This window comes from Paenibacillus nasutitermitis, assembly GCF_014641075.1.
Taxonomy (GTDB): domain Bacteria; phylum Bacillota; class Bacilli; order Paenibacillales; family Paenibacillaceae; genus Paenibacillus_Z; species Paenibacillus_Z nasutitermitis.
The window spans coordinates 962559-978845 of the sequence record NZ_BMHP01000002.1; the positions used below are offsets into that span (position 1 = coordinate 962559).

Here is a 16287-nt window from a genome sequence, read left to right on the forward strand (position 1 = left end):
CAACTCAACTGGTTAAGATTTCCTCAAAAAGAGTATACATAATTAAAGGGGGGTTAAGTTGATGAAACAATATTCCTTCTCAAGTCAATTAACACTTGTCGGCAAAGCGTGGGAAATCCGCCATCAGCTCAAACTAATGGTACAGCAAAGCCCTGCTTCTATCCGCAATCAAAAAAATAAATCCGTCAGCACGCTGGGCGATTATCTGGAGCATCGCCGGTCTGCAAGCCGTTAAAAATTCCGCCGCTTTGCACATATATGAATAAGAAGACCGGACAATCCCTGTCCGGTCTTCTTCATGTCAATGGTTGCTTTTTGCCGCTTGGGCAATAATTTCGACCACAAGAGAAGCCGTTTTTACCAAATCCTCAACTTTGATTTGTTCCTTGGTTGTGTGGATATGCTCATACCCGATAGCTAGGTTTACGGTTGGAATGCCAAGCCCGTTGAATATATTGGCATCACTGCCTCCGCCGGAATGAAAGGTACGCGGGACGCAGCCAATGTTCCTGATCGCTTGCTTGGCCAGCTCAACAACCGGGTCCCCGTCTTCATAGGAATAAGCCGGATAGATGATGTCGCTGTTGAATTCCGCCCTCGCTCCATAATCGGCCACCGTACTTTCTACCGCATCGCGCATGGATACAATCTGTTTATCCAGCTTCTCCTGGACAATGCTCCGCGCTTCTGCGTCGAGTCTTGCATAATCGCAGACGACATTCGTCGCGCCGCCGCCTTCAAACCGCCCGATGTTGGCTGTTGTCTCATGATCGATCCGACCCAGTTTCATCCGGGCGATTGCTTTGCCAGCCACCTGAATGGCACTGATACCATCCTCTGGATTCACCCCGGCATGAGCCGATTTACCGAAGATATTGATGGAGATTTTGGCCTGGGTAGGAGCGGCAACTGCAATATCGCCAATCTGTCCATTGGAATCCAGGGCATATCCAAAATCAGCAGCCAGCCGGGAGCGGTCCATGGCTCTCGCTCCGGCAAGACCGGATTCCTCTCCTGCTGTAATCACAAATTGGACCGGCCCATGGGGGACATCGTTTTCCTGAAGTACACGAATGGCTTCCATCATGGCAGCAAGACCGGCTTTGTCATCGCTGCCCAGAATCGTTGTGCCGTCGCTCCGGATATAGCCGTCGGCATCCACTTGCGGCTTGATTCCATTGCCGGGCATCACCGTATCCATATGGGAAGTGAAGAAGATCGTCTGAGCGGCGTCAGCCCCCTGGGCAGGGAGCATGGCAAATAAATTTCCGGATCCGTGTCCCGTTTTCGATGCCGTGTCATCCTCTTCCACGGACAAGCCAAGCGCCGAAAACTTGGCGATCAGCAAATCGCATATTTGACGTTCATCCCGAGTCTGACTGTCTACACGCACAAGCTCCATAAATTCGTCTACCAGACGTTTCTCTTTGATCATACTCTTCCACCGTCCTTCTCTATCGTATACAATAGTTAAATAGGAATCTTATTATTATGGAAAGGAGCATGCCATCATGCGTACCAACCGGTTTGTGAAAGTATTTATCTGGATACTTATAGCGGCTATGCTGTTATCAACTCTGATCGTCGGCCTTGGCTGGATTTTCGAATAAGCCCGGTACGTCAGATTCTTTATAACCGAATTGGCGGCAGAAATGCGGGATAATCCCGGCAGCCGCCTGTTCTACGGTTAAGTGCCGGCCAGTCAAATCAGAGAAGGAAGTAACCGCAAAGTCCTGAATACCGCAGGGAATAATCCCCTGGAAACCATCCTCCGCGATGCCTTGTTTCACATTCAGTGCAAACCCGTGGCTTGTTACGAATCCGCGGCGGTTCCTTGCTTTATTGAATTTGACGCCGATCGCGGTAATCTTCTTATCGTCGACCCATACGCCTGTATAATCGGATTTCCGCCCCGCTTTGATTCCGTAATCGGCAAGCCAATCGATGAAGACCTGCTCCAGGCTCCGTAAATAACCATGCAGATCAAGCCCGGCCGCATCCAGATAAAGGAGCGGATAGCCTACCAGTTGACCCGGTCCATGGTACGTAATATCTCCGCCGCGGTCGATCTTGAACAGGCCGATGCCCCGCTGCGCAAGCTCCTCCTCGGAATACAGCAAATGCTCCGGATGATTCTGCGATCCTACCGTATACGTCGGGGGATGCTGCAGAAGAAGGAGCGATTCGCTCCGCTCCTCCTTGTCGATTTCCTTGACATATTTTTTTTGCAAATCCCACGCTTCGGCATAACCGAGCATCGGCGTATAGGTGATATCGAGTGGCTGTGCCACTGCTTCATTTGTCATGACCGGTAGCCTCGTCTCAGTACAATTTCGTATCCATATTGAAGCCTTCCAGATTTTCCTTTACGCGCTGCAGGAAACGGCCGCAGATGACACCGTCAAGAATCCGGTGGTCCAGCGACAGGCATAAATTAGCCATGGAGCGGACGGCGATCATATCGTCGATAACGACAGGCCGCTTCACAATCGATTCGAATGTAATGATCGCCGCCTGCGGATAGTTGATGATTGGATACGAAGCGATCGAGCCAAACGATCCCGTGTTGTTCACCGTGAAGGTACCGCCTTCCATATCGGACAGCGTAAGCTTCCCTTCGCGCGTTTTGCGGGCCAGTTCATCAATTTCGCGGGCGAGCCCGGCGATATTTTTCTGATCGGCATTTTTAATAACCGGTACTTTAACGGCATCTTCTGTACCCACGGCGAGTCCAAGATTGATATCCCGCTTCACCACAATCTTGTCTACGGCCCACACGGAATTCATAATCGGCACATCTTTGATCGCATTCACAACGGCCTTCAGCATGAAAGCCAGATAGGTCAAATTGATGCCTTCGCGTTTAATAAACTCATCCTTAAGCTTATTGCGCAGGACGACCAGATTGGTCACATCCACTTCAATCATCGTCCATGCATGGGGAATTTCCGAAGCGCTTAGCTTCATATTGCGGGCGATGGCATTGCGCACAGGCGTCACATCGATAAAATACTCCCGTCCGGACGTCGAGCGCCCTTCCACCTCAATGGTCGGTATCGTCGGGGTATCCGTCAAATGCAGCCCCGTGGAGCGGACGTTTTGCATCTGCGGCACAGCCGGGGCATTCGCAGCCGCTTTGGCACTGCTTGCCGTTTCCACATAGGCCAGAACATCCTTGCGAGTAATCCGGCCGCCTAAGCCTGTGCCCGGAACATGGGCGAGATTGACGCTATGCTCCGCTGCCAGCTGCTGCACAGCGGGCGAGAAGCGATGACGCATGCTAATATCCCCGCTCTCCTGAGTTACAGGATTTCCTGCCATGCCACCACCGGTGTTGCTGCCACCTGTTTGAGATAAAGCCGCATTGCTCAGGATGCTCTGCGTTTCTCCTGCGGATGCCGCCCCGGCGGCGGGAGCAGCCCCCCCCTCCTGTTCGACTTCAACGAGACAGACCGGTGTGCCTACTGGCACATTCTCACCTGCTCCGACCAATATTTTCACGATTGTGCCTTCCAACGTGGATGGCAGCTCCGCATTGACTTTATCTGTTAGTATTTCGCAAATTGGCTCGTACATTCCAATGGTGTCGCCCGGCTGTTTCAGCCACTTGTCGATCGTTGCGGAAACGAGTGATTCGGCAAGCTGCGGCATAACGATTTCAGTCACGATCTTCATTTCACCACTCCTAAGAACAGGTTGTTCAACGTCCGCTTTCGGTTATAAAGAACGACCAGGACTTCATTGAACGTGCACTAATAAAGTGCCAGATGCCTCATCGCTTCTTTTACTTTTTCCTTGTTCAACAAAAAATGCTTTTCGCCCGGAGGATTGATAGGCATCGCTGGGACATCCGGTCCGCATAACCTCATGATCGGTGCGTCCAGTTCATATAGCATTTCCTCCGCAATAATGGCCGACACCTCCGCGCCGACACCCCCGAATTTGTTGTCTTCGTGGATAATCAGCACCTTGCCCGTACGGCGGGCTGCTTCCAGCACAGCTTCCTTGTCCAGCGGCTGCAGCGTTCTCAGATCAAGAATATGAGCCGTAATGCCTTCTTCGGCCAGTTCATCGGCCGCTTGCATGGCAAAATGGAGCGGCATGCTATAGCTGATAACCGTAATGTCATCTCCTTCGCGCAGCACATTGGCTTTGCCGATCGGAACGGTATAATCCTCTGCCGGGACATCTCCTACGATAAGCTTGTAACATTTCTTGTTTTCAAAAAACAACACCGGATCCGGGTCGCGTACTGCTGCTTTAAGCAGGCCTTTGGCATCGTAAGCCGAATAAGGCGTTACAATCTTCAGTCCAGGCGTACCAAAAAATACAGATTCGGGACATTGCGAATGGTACAGGCCGCCGAAGATCCCCCCGCCAATAGGGGCGCGGATGACAATGGGGCAGGACCAGTCATTATTGGAGCGGTAGCGGATTTTGGCCGCTTCGCTGATAATTTGATTCGTCGCGGGAAACATAAAATCAGAATATTGCATTTCGGCGATGGGCTTCATCCCGACCATAGCAGCGCCGATCGCAACACCGGCGATAGCCGATTCAGCAAGCGGGGTATCCATAACGCGCGCTTCGCCGAACTGATCCAGCAGCCCCTTGGTGGTCGTAAATACGCCGCCTTTGTAGCCGACATCCTCACCGAGAATAAATACGTTCTCATCGCGTTCCATTTCTTCTTTCATTGCGAGGCGGATCGCATCAATATATTCCATTTGCGGCATGTTTAGCGTCCACTCCCTTCGCCTTGTCCTTCATCGTACACATGCAGGAGAATATCCTCTGGAGCCTGGAATGGCGCTTTGTCTCCATAGGCGGTTGCATCATCGAGCATCGCCTTGATCTTCTTGTGCATTTCCTCTTCCTGCACGTCGCTCCACAAGCCGCATTCGGTTAGATAATTCCTGTAACGGGGAATGCCGTCCTTCGCCCGGTTCTCATCCACTTCTTCCTTCGTCCGGTAAGCCAGATCATTGTCGGACGTTGAATGGGGAGACAAGCGGTACATCATCGCTTCAATCAGCGTAGGACCCTCGCCGGCAACGGCGCGTTCGCGCGCTTCCTTCACGATGCGGTAGACCTCCAGCGGATCATTCCCGTCCACCTGGTAGCCGGGAAAGCCGTAACCGATCGCCCGGTCGGCGATCCGTCCGCTTACCTGTTTATGCAGGGGGACTGAAATCGCATATTGGTTATTTTCGCAAAAAAGGATGACAGGCAGCTTATGAACGCCTGCAAAATTGCAGCCCTCGTGAAAATCACCCTGATTGCTCGAGCCTTCCCCGAAGGTGACAAAGCTGACCAGCTTCTGCTTTCTCATCTTCGCTGACAAAGCAATGCCGACCGCATGCGGAACCTGGGTCGTTACAGGACTTGAACCCGTGACGATGCGCAGACGCTTGGAGCCAAAATGGCCTGGCATTTGTCTGCCGGCGCTGTTTGGATCCTCAGCTTTGGCAAAAACAGATAGCATCAGTTCCCGAAGCGTCATCCCGACAGCAAGCACAAGCGCGTAATCGCGGTAATAGGGCAGAAAATAATCGACATCGCGGTCCAGCGCGAAAGCTGCTCCTACCTGTGCTGCTTCCTGGCCGATGCCGGATACGTGAAAATTGATTTTACCTGCCCGCTGCAGCAGCAGTCCTCTTTCGTCATACAGTCGTGCCGTCATCATAGTCACATACATTTCAATGGCTTGCTCGTCCGTTAATCCGAGCTCGGTATGTCTGAATTGCTGTAAAGGTTGTTCGGATTGTATCATGAGGGATGCCCTCCTTTTGGCTGCTATTATAACCTGGTACTAAGACTTGACTATACCTATTATAACCGACTTTTATTTAAAAGGAAATGAATCAAGAAGAAACGGCTGCGCCGTCCTCTGGCGGCACAGTTAGTTTCTTCCCTTAGACCTTATAGAAATGTATAAGCGTGAAACTTTTAAATTCTATAAGGTTCAGAAATCGGCCCCATTCGTGCCGATCCCACCTTAAATGACTGCTGCTTTTCCGTCGACGGCAAGCATCGCCTCACCGAGTGCTTCCGAAAGCGTAGGATGAGGATGAATGACTTGTCCGACTTCCCATGGCGCGGCATTCATCAGTAGCGCCAGTGAAGCTTCAGACAGCAAATCCGTGGCATGCGGCCCTACAAGATGAACCCCGATAATGTCGTTGGTTTTCTTATCCGCGATCACTTTGGCAAAACCTTCCGGATGGCCAAGAATCAGAGCCTTGCCGATTGCCTGGAAAGGAATTTTACCGATTTTGATGTCATGTCCCTCTCGGCGCGCTTCTTCCTCGGTCAAGCCGATCGAGCCAATTTCCGGAGAGGTATAAATAGCTCTCGGAATCTGCACGTGACCAGGCGGCGTCTGCTTGTTTCCCAGCAGATGATCAACGGCAGTCATCCCCTCATGCGCAGCAGCGTGCGCCAGCTGCAGACCGCCATTCACATCGCCGATGGCGTAAATATGAGGCTCCGTAGTTTGAAAATGGCTATTGACACGAATAACGTCCCGGTTCAACTGTATATCGGTATTTTCCAGACCGATTCCTTCTATATTTGCCTGCCTTCCGACAGAAACGAGCAGCTTCTCCGCCGTCAAAATTACATGGCCGTCTGCAGTATCCGCTTCCAGCGATGCTTGTCCTTCCTGATAAGCGTATGTTTCCGGCTTTAGTTGAATACCGGTTAAAATGCGGACTCCGCGTTTTCTTAGCTGTTTGGTGAGCTCTGCGGAGATTTCCGCATCCTCGCCAGGAAGAAGGCGTGCAGCCGTCTCCACCAATGTGACCGAAACGCCGAAGTCAATCAGCATTGAAGCCCATTCCACCCCGATAACTCCGCCACCGATAATCAGAATCGATTCCGGAAGCTGCTCCATCACCAGCGCATCGTCACTGGTCATCACCTGGGAGGAGTCAATGGGCAGTCCCGGCAGCGTTCGCGGTCTGGACCCTGTGGCAATAATCAGATGCTGCGGCACAACTGTTTCCATCTCACCATCGGCAAGCTCTACGGCCACGCTTCCGCTGCGCGGCGAGAAAATCGATGGGCCAATGACCCGCCCAGCTCCTGCCATAACTGTAATCTCATGTTTGCGCATTAAATATTGGAGTCCTTTGTAAAGTTGTTCTACGGTTTGTATTTTGCGTTCCTGTACACCGGGGAAATCCAAATGCACGGCGTCCTTGGCTACTTTGATTCCATATGTATCCGCCTTGAGCAATGTCGCGTAAATTTCGGCGCTGCGCAGAAGCGATTTGCTTGGAATGCAGCCCTTATGCAGACAAGTGCCTCCAAGCTTTTCTTTTTCTATAATGACAACCTTTTTACCAGCCTGGGCTGCCCTGATTGCTGCAGTATATCCGGCAATACCCCCGCCGATAATGGCTATATCGCATTGAATGGTCATCTTATTTCCCCTTTCGCTGTTTGGGCCATGAGGCCGGTTATGCAGAAGATGCGTAAGCAGGATGTTTTCATGTCCCTTTTCTATTGTACCTGTTTTTTGAGCCAGGGAAAACAACCCGCCCTTTCAAATGGACAGCCGAGGAGGAAAAAGGTATGATTAACAGATAGAAATGAATGACTTTGGCTGCTCACGCTAGCTTAAAGTTGTTTTTTTGCTGATCAGGAGGATTTGGTATTATGAAGCAGGTTGCAGTCCGTTTGATTGCTATTTTATTGCTGGTTATCCCCGGGCTTGGGGCGACATACGGATTTCTCCTTATGAAGGATGCCGTTTTCCATTATTTTTCATCTTTTGGCGATGATCGGATAACCCCCGTCTTCGAATGGTGGCTCTTTATCGGAGGGATGCTGCTGTTTCTCATTGGCGCCGGTTTTATCGGAGGCTGGACCTTCTTCCGCGACAAGAAACGGAATTATCTCCAGTCGCGTTTCCGCGAGAAGCGCCCCCGCCCGCCGCGTCCAGGGCAAAACGCCTAAAAAACTTGTATCGCGCACCTGACAGGTGCTGGCGGTACAAGTTTTTTTGTCTGGAAATCCACCTTCGGGGAGAACAACTCGTGTCAGAGCCACAGTGCACGCAGGGGAGCTGCATACGCTGCGAAAAATGCCAAACGTATGAAAGGAGCCTCTTTCAGGCCGCTGCCCGAAAGAGACTCCTTTATTTATGGGGCACAGCCCGGAAGCTGCTAAGCCATATGGGTAATAATCCCGTCGATTAAGCCGTAATCTTTGGCTTCCTCGGCGGACATAAAATGATCACGGTCTGAATCCTGTTCAATCCGTTCAATCGGTTGGCCTGTATGATGGGCAAGCACGCCATTGATCTTATCCCTTGTCCGCAGTATCCAGTTGGCATGAATCTGAATATCAGATGCTTGCCCTCGTGCTCCCCCGATAGGCTGGTGAATCATCACTTCGCTGTTCGGAAGCGCATAACGTTTCCCTTTTGCGCCTCCAGTAAGCAGTACGGACCCCCAGCTTGCGGCAAAACCCGTGCAGACCGTGGATACATCCGGCTTGATCAACTGCATCGTATCATAGATGGAGAAGCCGGCTGTCACCGAACCTCCTGGGCTGTTTACATACAAGGTAATATCCTTTTCGGGATCGTCGGCGGCGAGAAACAATAATTGGGCCACGATGGAACCGGCCATTTGATCTTCAATTTCACCACTCACCATAATAATCCGGTCCTTCAGCAGCCTGGAATAAATATCGTAGCTGCGTTCACCGTTTTTGTTCTGCTCAATCACATAGGGGGTGAGATTCATTTTATTTTATTCTCTCCTTTACGGATTCAAGCTGCAGCAGATAGCGTCCGCCACGAACAAGTTGCGTCTATGCCCGAACGATACGCAGCAGTTGTCGTTGGCACATGGCCTGATATCCGTCCAACAGCCTGAATCATGTCTAGTTGCCCGTTATTCGTTTGAGCAAGTCTGATAATCGCTTGGGGATCCGCTTCACGGATCGCCTTTACATATGCCATCGCCAAGTCATTGTCGGCTGCTTGCTGCGCTTCATCCCTGAACCAATCGGATTCCCTGGACGAAAAACTGTGCTGGATCCGTTTATCCAATGCCGTACGGGCCCGATGGAGCGCAGCCTTGACCGCTCCTTCCGATGTACCCAGGATACCGGCTACTTCCGCTCCCGAATAGCGGAACACCTCACGCAGAAGGAATACATGCCGCTGCAAAGGAGAAACATGACGCACCAGCAAGCTAATCGCATTTTCGATTTCATGAGAAGGTTCAGCTTCAGTGTAGAAGTCTTGCATATTGGCATCCAAAGCGCGGCTGGCTGCAAGCCTTCGCCGCGCCTGATCGATCGAGAGATTTTTGGCAATACGAAGCATATAGGCTGCCGGGTTTGGATGAAGCTGAGCTCCATTTACCACGGGAAGCGCCCGCATACAAGTTTCCTGCACAAGATCCTCTGCATCCCAGGAGCTAGTTGTAAGCGTCAGGCAATAACGCTTCAAGACTGAAAGCAGCTGCTCCATATCTGGTTGTATTCCGCCATTTAATCCTGTTTCATTCTTAGTTCCACATATCACGACGCGGCACCTCCTCGTTATTGTCGCTTCAATTTAGTAAACGAATAAGTGACTTCAAAAGATACGCGGAAAACATGATGATATCATTAATATCTTTCCATGCGGGATAGATGTCAACCATTTGCCGTGCAAATGGGCTTCGAAATCAGCATAAAACACCAAGCTCTATTGGCTACAGTTCTGCCAATCCAGCTTCAACCATAACAAAAAAATACCGCCCTTTATTGGATTTTAGCCCCAATAAATAACGGTATTAGTTGGTATGATACATAGAAGTTTATCGGTATAGAAACGATGATTTCAGATATTTACCGCCAAAATTGTTTTAGCACCAAACAGCCGAAATCCCTTACTCCTATTAGACTCAGCTTACTTTGTGCTCGATCCGCAACTTATCCGCGACCATTGCGATGAATTCGCTATTGGTTGGCTTGGATTTGGAAATATTTATGGTGTAGCCAAATAAATGGCTAATGCTGTCAATGTTGCCGCGCGTCCATGCGACCTCAATGGCATGACGGATAGCGCGTTCAACCCGGGAAGGAGTTGTTTTGAATTTTTCGGCGATTGCCGGATAAAGAGTCTTCGTAATGGCCCCCAGAATTTCAATATTATTGTAAACCATTGTAATCGCTTCCCGTAAATACTGGTAACCCTTAATATGAGCCGGAACCCCAATTTCATGGATAATGCTTGTAATGTTAGCATCCAGGTTTTTACCTTTTGGAATAGGCACCACATTTGATTTCAGAATCGATGAGGAGGAGTAGGAGGAAGATGATGATGAAATAACAGTTGAATTACCGACCAGCTGGCGAATCCGATTTGCCAAAATTTCCATATCGAATGGTTTCAATATGTAGTAGGAAGCACCCAGCTGTACTGCTTTTTGTGTGATGTTCTCTTGCCCGAATGCAGTTAACATAATGATTTTCGGCATAGGAGATAAATTCATTTCACGCAGCCGCTCCAGCACGCCAAGTCCATCCAAATGAGGCATGATGATATCCAAAATAAGAACGTCAGGCGTTTCGCGTGTTTCCTCCAGCAGTCGAAGCACTTCTTCACCATTGTACGCAACCCCGGTGACGACCATATCATTTTGTTCCGAAATGTATTCCGATAATAAATTCGTAAATTCTCGGTTGTCATCCGCTAACAATACTTCGATTTTTTGCAAGGTATAGTCCTCCTTAGACTCGATCTGCCATCAATCTGATTTTTTTGATGCCTTATTCTGTTCTTTTCGCTTCCTGTCTACTAAACATTTTCGACACTCAAAATCAAATTCCTTCTGTCGAATAATCTTTTTCTTTATTTTTTATTCGAACTGCTTTATAATTAAAATTTTATTACATCAACTATCATTTTTCGTATTTATTCGACAAAACTCCACATGGAACCATGCCCCGCTATGCTGCACAGATATGATATTGATGAATTGCATGGCCACTGAGTATCCATAACTGCTGCTTGAGAAGATAACAAAAAACCTTAAGGGGCGTTAAGCCGCCTTAAGATTTCTCTGGTTCTGCTTTAACAAAATGCCGGCGTCCTGAAGCATCCATTCAATAAAGCAGCCATAACCGGAGCTTGGATCGTTGACAAACACATGCGTGACAGCTCCAATTAGTTTGCCATCCTGAATGATGGGACTGCCTGACATGCCCTGTACGATTCCTCCCGTTTGTTGAAGAAGACGCGAATCGGTGATTTTAATGACCATCCCTTTTGTAGCAGGTGAAGATTGATGCGTAACATGGACAATCTGCACATCGAATCTTTCTACTTTCTGACCATTCACAACCGTTAGGAGCTGTGCAGGACCTTCCTTAACCTCTTCTGCAAATGCCACTGGAATAGCCTGCTCTTTGTAGCTGTGATCCGGGAGCTCTGTCATTTTACCGAAGATGCCGAATGGCGTATTTCGTTCAATATTGCCCAGCACCTTGCTTTCCTTGATAAAATGAGCTCTTTTTTCACCGGGCTCACCGTTTTGACTTTTGTTGATTGAAGTTACGTTCGATTGTAAAATCTGTCCTTCTCCTACCTCAATGGCCGTTTGTGTATCCATGTCGGTTATGACATGTCCCAGTGCCCCGTAAACGCCCTGGTCGGGTGCAAAGAAAGTTAGCGTGCCAACACCTGCTGCGGAATCACGAATATACAGTCCTAATCGCCACGCTTTATCCTCGGTATCATAGACCGGATCCAGCTTGGTTTCAAAAAGCTGGCTGCCTCGCTTCACCGTTAAATTAATCGGCTGCTTCGCACCACCGGCTTCTTCTGCTATCCGTGCCACTTTATGCACTTCATTAACGAATTGACCGTTTATCTTCACAATAAGGTCGCCTAGCTGGAGCTTGGCGAGCTCACCTGGAGACACCTTTGATCCGTTGGCACGCAGCACTTGATGATGGCCTACAACCATAATTCCAGCGGATTTCACTTTGACGCCAATTGTTTGGCCGCCGGGTACGACTCTGAGATCAGGAACAACGTTGACTTTCACCGTTTTAAACGGAATCTTGCCAAATAATTTCAACTTCATTGTGGTTTCGCCACTATAATTAGATTGAAGAGACAATGGCTTGTTGAGATCAACCGATATGGAACGATTATTGGATCCGTTGACCTGCAGAATATGTGGATCGACCGTAACTTGCGCATGTACGGGCATCACATAATCCAATTGCTTCAATTGACCGGAAAAAAGTCTCAACTCATTTGGAAAAGCGGCGAAATGTTGAAATGGAGCCGAAATACCTAGCATGCAGACGATAAGGACAAGAACAAGACCAAGCCATCGCTTTCGCTGATTGGCATTCAATGACTTCACACTCCCTGTTGCTAAATCGCTTGACGAGAATGGAGTTCGTCATTTGCGTACACTTAAGGTCTCCTTGGCCATTGCCTTTTATGTCGCCAAAATCATTCCCGGATTGGCTTTGAATTACGCTCCCTTCTGTCTGAATGCCAAGTCAAGCATTTCTTGTGCATGATGTCTTGTTTTTTCCGTTATTTCTACGCCGCCCAGCATACGGGCCAGCTCTTCAATACGTAAATTAGGCTCAAGCTCCTTAACCCTTGTGGACGTACGTTCCGCTACAATGGTTTTAAGAATTTCATAATGATGATCTGCCATGCAGGCAACCTGCGGCAAATGAGTGATGGAGAATACCTGGCACATTTCCGATAAACGAGACAGCTTATCGGCAATCGCTTGTGCCGCCCGGCCGCTGACTCCCGTATCCACTTCATCGAATATTAGAACCGGCACTTGATCGATTGAAGCAAATATTGATTTCAGAGCGAGCATAATTCTTGACATTTCCCCGCCGGAAGCGATTTTGCTTAGCGGCTTAAGCGGTTCGCCCGGATTTGGAGCGATAAGAAAAGCCGCTTCATCAATTCCATTGGGCAGCAGGCGGTGGTGCTCGCCTTCCTCATGCTGTTGAAGCTGCACGCGAAAGGTCGTTCTTTCCATTTGAAGCTGCCTGAGCTCGCTTTCGATGGCAACGGCAAGTCGATCAGCCGCATGCCGTCTGAGCGTGGAGAGCACTTTGCCTAAACGATAAGCTTCTTCGAACAGCTTCTGCTGCTCGTCGCGAAGCCTCGCGATATGCTCGTCGCGATTTTCGATTTTATCCGCTTCCGATTTTATTTTCTTTAAATAGGTCAAAATATCCTGAATTTGCTCTCCATATTTGCGTTTAAGACTGTTTATCATATTAAGCCGGTCGTCAATAATGTCAAGTCGTTCCGGATCGGAATCAACCCCGTCCCGATAATCCCTCAATTGAAAAGCCGAATCCTCCAGCTGATAAAAAGCCGACTGAAGCTGCTCCAGAAGCGGAGAAAGAACAGATTCATCATAGCCGCGGATATCTTCAATCCGGGAAATCGCCCGATTTATCGCATCCAGACCTTTGTCTCCATATACAAGCTCATACGCCTCCGAAGCCGCGTGACGGCGTTTTACGGCATGCATTAGTTTTTGCATTTCTTCTTGAAGTGATTCATCCTCGCCAACTTTTAGATCGGCAGCGCTAATTTCTTCAATCTGAAATCGGTACAGATCAAGCATTTGCATATTTTGCCTCGACGAATCCTCCAATTCCCGAAGCTGGGAACGAACCTTTTCATATTGTTTGTAGGTGGTGCGGTATTTATCAAGCTTGTCCATGACTTTGACACCCGCATACAAATCCAGCCAATCCAAATGCTTCTCCGTTCGCAGAAGCGATTGATGCTCATGCTGCCCATGAATATTTACGAGACATTCCCCTGCTTCGCGAAGCATGGACATCGTCACAATATGACCGTTAATTCGGCTGACGCTTTTACCCTGCGAGGAAAGTTCTCTGCGTATGACAAGCTCCTCATCAGGCGATGCATTCACTCCAAACGACTCTAATGTCCTCCATACCGGATGGTTGCCAGGCAAATCAAACATGGCTTCAATTTCAGCTTTGTTGCAGCCATACCGCACCATATCGCATGATCCTCTTCCTCCGACGACAAGGCTGAGCGCATCGATCAGAATGGATTTGCCCGCCCCTGTTTCTCCGGTTAACACATGGAATCCATCATGGAAATGAGCAGTTACCGATTCAATAACGGCCAAATTGCGTATAGACAGCTCGCGAAGCATGAATGTCCCCTCCTTAAGTCTTCCCATGCGGCTATGGCGCCGCGGATTGGTAACGCTTGAACCAGCCTAGTTCATCAAATCCAGTAATCTGTCAATAACCTCTTCGCTTTGCGTTTTGGTGCGGCAAATAATCAGAATGGTGTCATCGCCGCATATGGTTCCCATTACTTCCGGCCATTCCATATTGTCGATCATCGCGCCGATGGCATTCGCCGTTCCCGGCAGGCATTTCATAACAACCAGATTCTCCGTGTGGTCAATATGCAGGAAATGATCGGCAAGCGTTCGTTTCAGCTTGTGGATGGGATTCATGCGCTGCTCCTGCGGCAAGGAATATTTATAACGGCCGCCCTCAGCCGAAACCTTAATGAGCTGCAGTTCTTTAATATCCCTGGAAACGGTTGCCTGAGTCACCTGTAATCCCGCTTCTCTAAGCGCATCAACAAGCTCATCCTGTGTTTCAATAATTTTGCCGGTTATCATTTCACGAATCTTCATATGCCTGACACTTTTCATGGGAGCCCCCCTCTTTAAGTTCTATTTCAGTTGTATTTAAAATTTATCCGAATCGGAAAGTAATCTTCCGTATGGTTTTGTCTTTTTGATCGATGAACAATACGCCTTCACTTTCAGGCAGAAGAAGTGCATAAACCAGAAGTCTATCCCTCACCCCGCTGCCCGTCCAATCCATTGGCATGCGGTCACGGGAAGTTTTGACAATATAATATTTGCCATCCTTCTCTGCAATTAAATCAATGAACAATCGGCTCTGCAGTTCCAGTCCATCCAGATCGATGCGGATCGGAAGTCTGTATTTGCCGTGAGTCACTTCATAACCGGCCTGCTCCAGAAATCGGACATTCTCATCCGTATCATCGACATCCTCGGCTTCGCTGAGAAGCAGTTTCGAATTCATGCCCGGCGGCTCGTGAAGCCAGCGGTAGAAAACACGATACAGCCAGAACACAATAATCCCGCCGGCAATCAGCATAACCAGCCAATCCCCGTATTTACCCAAGGAAACCCCTCCCTGTCCAATCGCTCTTCTTAAATTCATTCGCGCTGGCGGGTGTATTTCCTCTTTGCAGAAATTACGAACGCTTGTTTGGTTTTTTCTAGTTTAACAAAAAAATAGCCATCTGCAAAGGGGGCACGGCCGAATATACAAAAAAAAGAGCTCCCCTGACTTCCAGGAAAGCTCCCCATAGGATCCATTAAATAATAAACGAAGCGATATTCAGCTTTTTTTGGAATTTCCCTGTGCAAACGTCCGGGAAGCCTCTTGAACAAGAGCCGCAACGGCTTCTACTGACAGTGGCGGCTCCGTTGTCCCCGGCTTCCAGATCCAGTAAGCCAAAAATTCGATATTACCTTCTCCACCCGTAATGGGTGAGAAGGTAAGATGCTGCAAGGAAAAACCAAGCTCCGCGGCGTACCCGAGGACTCTGTTCAATACTTCCTCATGCACCTTGGGATCCCGGACAACGCCTGATTTGCCAACGTTCTCCCGCCCCGCTTCGAACTGAGGCTTGATCAGCGCGACCGTCCCTGCGCCATCCGCAAGCAGCGTACCCAGTGCAGGCAGGATATGCTTGAGGGAGATAAACGATACGTCAATGGTCGCAAAGTCCGGTTGGGGCCCCTTCAGATCAGCAGGCTGCGTGTAGCGAAAATTCGTCCGCTCCATAACGTCTACTCTGCTATCCTGGCGCAAGGACCAATCCAGCTGGTTATAACCCACATCCACGGCATAGACATAAGCTGCGCCATTCTGAAGGGCGCAGTCTGTAAATCCCCCCGTGGAAGCTCCAATATCCAGCATGACTGCCCCCTGGAGGGACAACTCGAACTTGTCGATGGCCTTAGCCAGCTTTAACCCGCCGCGGCTTACATATGGATGAGGAGCCCCCTTCACTGTGATAGCGGAGGTGCGCGGAACTTTCATGCCGCTCTTTTCAATCCGTTCCCCATCCACAATGACAAGTCCTGCCATCAAAGCGGCTTTTGCTTTTTCCCGGCTTTCGTAATAGCCCTGCTCAACAAGCAGAATGTCGATGCGTTCCTTAGCTGTCGTCATCATTCAATCTCC

16 protein-coding genes and 1 pseudogene are annotated in these 16287 nt (G+C 49.3%); 3 read left to right on the top strand and 14 right to left on the bottom strand.

Translation table 11 applies throughout. The annotated features are described in order from the left end of the window. Nucleotides 1-61 precede the first annotated feature (61 nt). Nucleotides 62-133: pseudogene (mciZ, locus tag IEY46_RS37040) on the top strand (Z-ring formation inhibitor MciZ); the annotation flags it as partial. A gap of 168 nt (nt 134-301) precedes the next feature. On the opposite strand, the gene IEY46_RS14620 reads toward mciZ, so the two are convergent. Further along, nucleotides 302-1435 (bottom strand): M20/M25/M40 family metallo-hydrolase, encoded by a 1134-nt coding sequence (locus IEY46_RS14620; RefSeq protein ID WP_188992723.1) that lies wholly within the window; start codon nt 1433-1435, stop codon nt 302-304. Between the two features lie 76 nt (nt 1436-1511). Between IEY46_RS14620 and prli42 the strand changes: the two genes are divergently transcribed. Then, nucleotides 1512-1610, top strand: coding sequence for a stressosome-associated protein Prli42 (gene prli42, locus IEY46_RS37045; RefSeq protein ID WP_188992724.1), 99 nt, complete (start codon nt 1512-1514; stop codon nt 1608-1610). Here prli42 and lipB read toward each other — a convergent pair. The 5 genes from lipB to lpdA form a co-directional block, all read right to left on the bottom strand. Next, nucleotides 1572-2306: a lipoyl(octanoyl) transferase LipB gene (gene lipB / locus IEY46_RS14630; RefSeq protein WP_229750300.1), complete on the bottom strand. Its 735-nt coding sequence runs from the start codon at nt 2304-2306 to the stop codon at nt 1572-1574. The two genes, prli42 and lipB, sit on opposite strands and share 39 nt — an antisense overlap. A gap of 16 nt (nt 2307-2322) precedes the next feature. Continuing rightward, entirely contained in the window at nt 2323-3675 is a 1353-nt protein-coding gene (locus tag IEY46_RS14635) for a dihydrolipoamide acetyltransferase family protein (RefSeq protein ID WP_188992725.1), read from the bottom strand. A 77-nt stretch (nt 3676-3752) separates the two neighbouring features. Next, nucleotides 3753-4736: an alpha-ketoacid dehydrogenase subunit beta gene (locus IEY46_RS14640; RefSeq protein WP_188992726.1), complete on the bottom strand. Its 984-nt coding sequence runs from the start codon at nt 4734-4736 to the stop codon at nt 3753-3755. Between the two features lie 2 nt (nt 4737-4738). Next, nucleotides 4739-5773 carry a thiamine pyrophosphate-dependent dehydrogenase E1 component subunit alpha gene (locus IEY46_RS14645; protein ID WP_188992727.1) on the bottom strand — a complete coding sequence of 345 codons (1035 nt, stop codon included), beginning with the start codon at nt 5771-5773 and terminating at the stop codon, nt 4739-4741. A 225-nt stretch (nt 5774-5998) separates the two neighbouring features. Beyond that, nucleotides 5999-7426 (bottom strand): dihydrolipoyl dehydrogenase, encoded by a 1428-nt coding sequence (gene lpdA / locus IEY46_RS14650; RefSeq protein WP_188992728.1) that lies wholly within the window; start codon nt 7424-7426, stop codon nt 5999-6001. Between the two features lie 236 nt (nt 7427-7662). Between lpdA and IEY46_RS14655 the strand changes: the two genes are divergently transcribed. Then, the gene (locus IEY46_RS14655) at nt 7663-7962 is read left to right on the top strand and encodes a DUF2627 domain-containing protein (protein WP_188992729.1); all 300 of its coding nucleotides are present in this window, start codon (nt 7663-7665) and stop codon (nt 7960-7962) included. A gap of 209 nt (nt 7963-8171) precedes the next feature. On the opposite strand, the gene clpP is transcribed toward IEY46_RS14655, so the two are convergent. From clpP to IEY46_RS14695, 8 genes are all read right to left on the bottom strand, one after another. Next, nucleotides 8172-8756 carry an ATP-dependent Clp endopeptidase proteolytic subunit ClpP gene (gene clpP, locus IEY46_RS14660; protein ID WP_188992730.1) on the bottom strand — a complete coding sequence of 195 codons (585 nt, stop codon included), beginning with the start codon at nt 8754-8756 and terminating at the stop codon, nt 8172-8174. Nucleotides 8757-8782: 26 nt separating this feature from the next. After that, on the bottom strand, nt 8783-9544 hold the full coding sequence (locus tag IEY46_RS14665; protein ID WP_188992731.1) for an RNA polymerase sigma factor: 762 nt from the start codon (nt 9542-9544) through the stop codon (nt 8783-8785). A 364-nt stretch (nt 9545-9908) separates the two neighbouring features. Beyond that, complete coding sequence (gene spo0A, locus IEY46_RS14670) at nt 9909-10724, bottom strand: sporulation transcription factor Spo0A (protein ID WP_188992732.1); 816 nt, start codon at nt 10722-10724, stop codon at nt 9909-9911. Nucleotides 10725-11048: 324 nt separating this feature from the next. Further along, nucleotides 11049-12374, bottom strand: coding sequence for a SpoIVB peptidase (gene spoIVB, locus IEY46_RS14675; protein WP_188992733.1), 1326 nt, complete (start codon nt 12372-12374; stop codon nt 11049-11051). A 123-nt stretch (nt 12375-12497) separates the two neighbouring features. Continuing rightward, nucleotides 12498-14198, bottom strand: a complete 1701-nt coding sequence (gene recN, locus IEY46_RS14680) for a DNA repair protein RecN (RefSeq protein ID WP_188992734.1) — start codon at nt 14196-14198, stop codon at nt 12498-12500. 66 nt (nt 14199-14264) lie between these two features. After that, nucleotides 14265-14714, bottom strand: coding sequence for a transcriptional regulator AhrC/ArgR (gene ahrC, locus IEY46_RS14685; protein WP_188992735.1), 450 nt, complete (start codon nt 14712-14714; stop codon nt 14265-14267). A gap of 43 nt (nt 14715-14757) precedes the next feature. Further along, complete coding sequence (locus IEY46_RS14690; RefSeq protein WP_188993852.1) at nt 14758-15216, bottom strand: hypothetical protein; 459 nt, start codon at nt 15214-15216, stop codon at nt 14758-14760. A gap of 219 nt (nt 15217-15435) precedes the next feature. Next, nucleotides 15436-16275, bottom strand: coding sequence for a TlyA family RNA methyltransferase (locus tag IEY46_RS14695; protein WP_188992736.1), 840 nt, complete (start codon nt 16273-16275; stop codon nt 15436-15438). Nucleotides 16276-16287 lie beyond the last annotated feature (12 nt).